This is a genomic window from Actinomadura sp. NPDC049382 (assembly GCF_040677125.1).
GTDB classification, from domain to species: domain Bacteria; phylum Actinomycetota; class Actinomycetes; order Streptosporangiales; family Streptosporangiaceae; genus Spirillospora; species Spirillospora geliboluensis.
Map to the genome: position 1 here is coordinate 1 of NZ_JBFARO010000259.1, position 2,339 is coordinate 2,339.

The window sequence follows — 2,339 nt, forward strand, 5'->3', positions numbered from 1 at the left end:
CGAGACCGACCCCGCGTTGTCGCTGTTGTAGTAGTAGCAGAACTCGCCGCTCTCGCACATCGACCGGCTGAACCGGCAGACCGCCGCGCGGCTGGGCGTCGCGCTGCCCGACCGGCCCAGCCCCGACCAGCAGAGCTGGATGTCGGAGATCACCGGCAAGTCCGGCAACGACTACGACAAGACCGCCGTCGCGCGGACGCGGATGGCGCAGGGCCTGCTCTACACCGAGCTCGGCGCCGTCCGCGCCGCCACCCGCAACGCCCTCGTGCGGCGGTTCGCCGAGCAGGCGCAGCCGCTGGTCAACGAGCAGATGAGGCAGCTGGAGGCCACCGGGTTCGTGACCGGCGACACGCTGCCCGACCCGCCCGCCGTGGACGACCCGCCGCCGCCCGCCCCGCCCGGCTCGCGGGCGTCCACGGCGCCCGCCGCGACGGCGCTGCCCGGCGCCGGAGGGTGACCGGCTACCGCCCCAGCTCGTCCAGGAGGGCCGTGAGCGTCGCGCCGAGCGGCGCGTCCAGCGTCACCAGCGCGTGCTCGTCGCCGCGCGTCGCGCCCCGGTTCACGATCGCGACCGGGACGCCGTGCCGCGCCGCGTGCCGGACGAACCGGTACCCCGACAGCACCGTCAGCGACGACCCGAGCACCAGCAGCGCCCCGGCGCCCTCAGTGAGCGCGTAGCAGTCCCGCACCCGGGCCGGCGGCACGTTCTCGCCGAAGAAGACCACGTCGGGCTTGAGCGGCCCGCCGCACCGCTCGCAGCCCACCAGCCGGAACTCCGCCACGGCCGCGTCCGGCAGGACCGCGTCGCCGTCGGGGTTGATCGCCTCCGCGCGCGCCTCGAAGCCGGGGTTCGCCGCCCGCAGCCGCGCCTCCAGCGCGGCGCGCGGGCTCCGCGCGCCGCACGCCAGGCACACCACCCGGTCCAGCGCCCCGTGCAGCTCGATCACCCCGGACGCCCCGGCCGACTGCTGCAGCCCGTCGACGTTCTGCGTGATGATCCCGGCGAGCAGCCCGCGCCGCTGCAGCTCGGCCACCGCCCGGTGGCCCGCGTTCGGGCGGACCCCCGCCATGTGCCGCCAGCCGAGATGGCCGCGCGCCCAGTACCGGCGCCGCGCCGCCTCGCTGCCGGTGAACTCCTGGTAGGTCATCGGCTGCGCCGGCCGCCGCCGCCCCGTCTCGCCCCGGTAGTCGGGGATGCCCGACTCGGTGGACAGGCCCGCCCCGCTCAGCACCACCACGTCGCCGTCCCCGACGAGATCGGCCAGCAGCCGCAGCCCGTCGGCCCCCGCCGCCCCCGGCTCCACCGTGATCCCCGCACCCGCCGCGTTCTCCACAACCTGCGTCACCCCTCCATGGTGCACGACCGCGACGAGTGGGGGACGAAACGCCTGATCACGCTGTGGCCCGTGTCACCCGGGTGACAAAAACCGCCGACAGAAATGTGCACGGGGTGGCAAGTTCCCACGAGCGCCGCCGCGCTAGCTTCCAAGCCCCGCGCCTCCCGCGGGACCCCCCAGACCGCGAGGTGACGGATGACCGCTGAGCAGCGCGCGGACGGGACGCCCCGCGTCGTGGTGACGGGGTTCGGCGTGAAGAGCCCCGCCGGCGGCACGCCCGCGGAGGTGCTCGCGACCGTCCTCGCGGGCAAGTCGCAGGCCGTCCACGTCCCCGAGCTGCTGGAGGCCGGGACCGCCGTGTCGTTCGGCTGCCCCGCCCGGCCGCTCGACGAGGACCGCTACTTCACCCGGCCCGAGCGGCGCCGCCTCGACCGGATGACCAAGCTCGGCGTGGCCGCCGCAGACGACGCCGTCGCCGACGCCGGGCCCGGCCCCGGCGGCGACCCCGCCCGCCGCGGCGTCTACGTGGGGACCGCCGCCGCCGGGCTCGCCGCCACCGTCGCGCTCGGCGGCCACGAGCACGCCGGGACGCTGGACCGCGTCCCGGTCCCGGCCGTCCCGAAGATCATGCCGAACGCCGTGGCCGCGAACGTGTCCATCCGGCACGGCTGCGAGGGGCCCTGCCTCACCTTCTCCACCGGCTGCGCCAGCGGCGCCACCGCGATCGGCGAGGCCGTCCTCGCCATCCGCGCCGGCCGGATCGACGCCGCCGTCGCCGGCGGCGTCGACGCGATCCTCACCCCGTTCGCGATGGCCGCGTTCGCGCGCATCGGCGCCCTCGCCCGCCGCGACCCGACCCCGCACACCGCCGGCCGCCCCTTCGACGCCGGCCGCGACGGGTTCGTCGTCGGGGAGGCCGCCGCGTTCCTCCTCCTGGAGCGCGCCGACCTGGCCGCCGCGCGCGGCGCCCGCGTCTACGGGGAGGTCGCCGGGTACGGGTGC

3 protein-coding genes are annotated in these 2,339 nt (G+C 77.0%); 2 read left to right on the forward strand and 1 reads right to left on the reverse strand.

Going from position 1 to position 2,339, the window contains the following annotated elements; genetic code table 11:
• The first annotated feature begins 139 nt into the window (after window positions 1-139).
• The gene (locus AB0K34_RS46455) at window positions 140-457 is read left to right on the forward strand and encodes a hypothetical protein (protein ID WP_364554932.1); all 318 of its coding nucleotides are present in this window, start codon (window positions 140-142) and stop codon (window positions 455-457) included.
• A gap of 4 nt (window positions 458-461) precedes the next feature.
• Here the strand turns inward: AB0K34_RS46455 and AB0K34_RS46460 are convergent, their stop codons facing one another.
• Complete coding sequence (locus tag AB0K34_RS46460) at window positions 462-1,304, reverse strand: NAD-dependent protein deacetylase (RefSeq protein ID WP_364554936.1); 843 nt, start codon at window positions 1,302-1,304, stop codon at window positions 462-464.
• A 228-nt stretch (window positions 1,305-1,532) separates the two neighbouring features.
• On the opposite strand from AB0K34_RS46460, the gene AB0K34_RS46465 reads away from it, so the two are divergent.
• A partial coding sequence (locus AB0K34_RS46465; RefSeq protein WP_364554934.1) for a beta-ketoacyl synthase N-terminal-like domain-containing protein occupies window positions 1,533-2,339 on the forward strand: 807 nt, incomplete at its 3' end.